We start from the raw sequence: 2,963 nt of genomic DNA, 5'->3' as shown, positions 1-2,963 counted from the left end.
AGGGAAACAAAAACTTATTGATGCTGGTGGACGTGTTGATCGATTTAATAAAAAATACGGCATTAAAAACGAGTCAGCAGAATAAAAAAGAAGTCGGTTCTTGTAACCGGCTTTTTTCTTGTTCAGATGCGAAAATGGTTTGTATTTTTAAGTTGAGGTAGGAAAATGACCATCAAAGAGATTTTGGATTTTGGACGGCAGACGCTTACTCAGGCTGGAATCGAATATCCCGGTTTAGAGGCGGAGATTCTTTTAAGCCGGATTTTGGATCAGGATCGGGTCTATTTCTATACCCATTCACAGGAAACGATGGACTTAAAACAAGCAGAAAGCTATCGCAGCGCCATCAAAAGACGCAGCCAATTAGAACCAGTCGCCTACATTCTGGAAAAAAAAGAATTTATGGGGATGGATTTTTTTGTCAATGGAGATGTTTTAATTCCCAGACCCGATACCGAACCGATGGTGGAGTACCTGCTTGAATATTTACATCGCAACTACCTGAAAGAAGCTAAAGTTTTGGATCTGTGTACCGGTAGTGGAGCTATTGGCATTTCGATCAAGAAATATTTTAATCAGGGAAAAGTCAGCCTCAGTGATTTTTCGGAGGCGGCACTGGCGGTGGCAAGGATCAATGCCGGCCAATTGGTCAATAACGATCTTTTGCTTTATCAAGGGGATTTATTTGCCGCCATTCCCCCGGGGGAAACCTTTGATATAATTGTCTCCAATCCGCCGTATATCAGGCGGGCAGAGATGAACCGGCTAGCCCCGGACATTATTGAGTACGAACCTCATATGGCCCTGGACGGCGGAGAATCCGGTCTGGATTTTTACCGGCGGATCATTGGCGAGGCTCATTTGTTTTTGGAAAAAGATGGTCTCCTGGCTCTGGAAATCGGAGATGATCAGGCCGCTGATGTGATTGAATTATTAGGCAAAAACGGCTATCAGGAGATTCAGAGCATCAAGGATCTGAGTGGACATATCCGCTGTCTCACCGGCAAAATATCAGGATTTAAGCCAGGGGATAATAATAAATTGGGATGACGGCTCTCAATAATTGTGATAGAATAATAACATTGAATGAGAAGAAAAAATTAACATATGCATATCGGAGGTAAACATGGTATCAGCAGGAGATTTTAAAAAAGGGGTAACGTTTGAAATGGATGGTCACACATTTACGATCATCGAATTTCAACACGTAAAACCAGGTAAGGGCGCGGCCTTTGTTCGAACAAAGATTCGAAATGTTATTACAGGAGCAGTGGTTGAAAAATCATTCAACCCGACGGAACGTTATCCTAAAGCACAGGTTGAAACTCGCGAAATGGAATACTTATATGAAGATGGCGGTTTATACTACTTCATGGATCTGGAATCCTATGAACAGATTCCACTTAACTTGAATCAGGTCGAAGAAGCATTAAAATATCTGAAAGAAAATGATATTGCCACCGTGAAATCATTAAAAGGTATTGCCTTTTCAGTAGCGGCTCCTAATTTTGTGGAGCTGGAAGTTGTTAAAACAGATCCCGGCTTCAAGGGCGACACCGCAACCGGCGCAAATAAACCAGCAACTGTTGAAACTGGAGCAATTATCACCGTACCACTGTTTGTCGAACAAGGTGATAAGATTCGAATCGATACCCGTACGGGCGATTACATGGAAAGGGTATAAAATGAAATACATTAATGAAAAAGTCGCTTATACCAAAGGTCTGGTAGATGGTCTGGAATTAGATCAGGCTTCCAATGAAGGCAAGGTTCTGGTTCAGGTATTGGATATTCTTGAAGACATTGTCGATGCTCTTGATGGCATTACCGAAGCTCAGGAAGAACTGGAAGAATATGTTGAAATGGTCGATGATGATCTCTCTGATTTAGAAGAATTTATTTTAGATGAAGATTTTGATGGAGAAGAAGATTTCGAATTTGACGAAGAAGACTATTATGAAATCATTTGTCCGGAATGCGGAAATGTATATATCACCGAATTTGAATCGTTTGAAAATAACACCGTGGCTTGTCCGGATTGCGGCGCTCCATTCAAATTAAATGAAGAAGTTGCATCATGCTGCGGAGAAGATGGTTGCGACTGTCATCAGGAAATCTAAAGAACTCAGGTAATTAAGATGAAAATAGAAATGAAAAACAATCAGTTCCCGAATATCAATGACGAAATGATCGCTTCAATTGTCAGCTTGGCGGCTACTGGCGTTAACGGTGTGGCGCGTATTTCATTGAGAATCACCGATGAAATCATGGATAAGCTTTATCTGACATCAACGACAAAAGGTGTTAAGATTGCCAGAGATCCGGTCGGTTTAATGATTTGGGTTTATGTGATCACCGAACCGGGGGTCGATATTATCAAGGTTTCAAAAGCAATTCAGAAAAAAGTCAAGGTTGCCGTGGAATCGATGGCCGGTTTCCAGGTGGCTGCGGTTAATGTCCGAATTGAAGGTTCAGGCAAATAGGGGGCGCAAGCCCCTTTTATCGAATAATAGAATCTGAAGGAGTGGCGCATGAGTCGAAAAAAAGAACGGGAATATGCATTAAAAGGTGTATTTCAACTAGACTTTCATCCGGAACCAGGAGATTTTACCGATAGTATTGCATATTTTTTAGAGGATAATGAGCTGGATCTGACCTATGGTAAGACCTTAATCGATGCGACTGAAGCTCACCTTGCAGAAATAGATGATATTCTCGATGACTATCTTAAAAGCACCTGGAAAATTGATCGAATTCCAAAGGTAGAAAAATCAATTCTGCGTTTGGCCATTTGTGAATTGAAATACATGGATGAAAAAGTCCCATTTGAAGTTGTCATTAACGAGGCAATTGAGCTTACGAAAAAATTCGGAGACGAGGATGGAAAAAATTACGTTAATGGTATTTTAAATAAAATAGTTAAGGACGAACTCAATGAGTGCCCTTAGTCTTGGCATTGATAC

6 protein-coding genes are annotated in these 2,963 nt (G+C 41.0%); all 6 read left to right on the top strand.

What is annotated here, in order from left to right; all coding sequences use genetic code 11:
* Positions 1-85, top strand: an 85-nt coding sequence (locus ACEW8F_RS08880; protein ID WP_373483120.1) for a 50S ribosomal protein L31, incomplete at its 5' end; no start/stop codon positions are given.
* 80 nt (positions 86-165) lie between these two features.
* Positions 166-1,050 (top strand): peptide chain release factor N(5)-glutamine methyltransferase, encoded by an 885-nt coding sequence (gene prmC, locus ACEW8F_RS08875; RefSeq protein WP_373483119.1) that lies wholly within the window; start codon positions 166-168, stop codon positions 1,048-1,050.
* Between the two features lie 76 nt (positions 1,051-1,126).
* Positions 1,127-1,684, top strand: a complete 558-nt coding sequence (gene efp / locus ACEW8F_RS08870; protein WP_304888260.1) for an elongation factor P — start codon at positions 1,127-1,129, stop codon at positions 1,682-1,684.
* Between the two features lies 1 nt (position 1,685).
* Complete coding sequence (locus ACEW8F_RS08865) at positions 1,686-2,120, top strand: CD1247 N-terminal domain-containing protein (protein WP_373483118.1); 435 nt, start codon at positions 1,686-1,688, stop codon at positions 2,118-2,120.
* An 18-nt stretch (positions 2,121-2,138) separates the two neighbouring features.
* On the top strand, positions 2,139-2,483 hold the full coding sequence (locus ACEW8F_RS08860) for an Asp23/Gls24 family envelope stress response protein (RefSeq protein WP_373483117.1): 345 nt from the start codon (positions 2,139-2,141) through the stop codon (positions 2,481-2,483).
* A gap of 48 nt (positions 2,484-2,531) precedes the next feature.
* Positions 2,532-2,948, top strand: a complete 417-nt coding sequence (gene nusB / locus ACEW8F_RS08855; RefSeq protein ID WP_373483116.1) for a transcription antitermination factor NusB — start codon at positions 2,532-2,534, stop codon at positions 2,946-2,948.
* Positions 2,949-2,963: the final 15 nt, after the last annotated feature.

The organism is Acetobacterium sp. (assembly GCF_041752335.1).
Lineage (GTDB): Bacteria > Bacillota > Clostridia > Eubacteriales > Eubacteriaceae > Acetobacterium.
The sequence above is the reverse complement of the archived record's forward strand: the minus strand, read 5'-3'. Positions and strand labels throughout refer to the sequence as shown.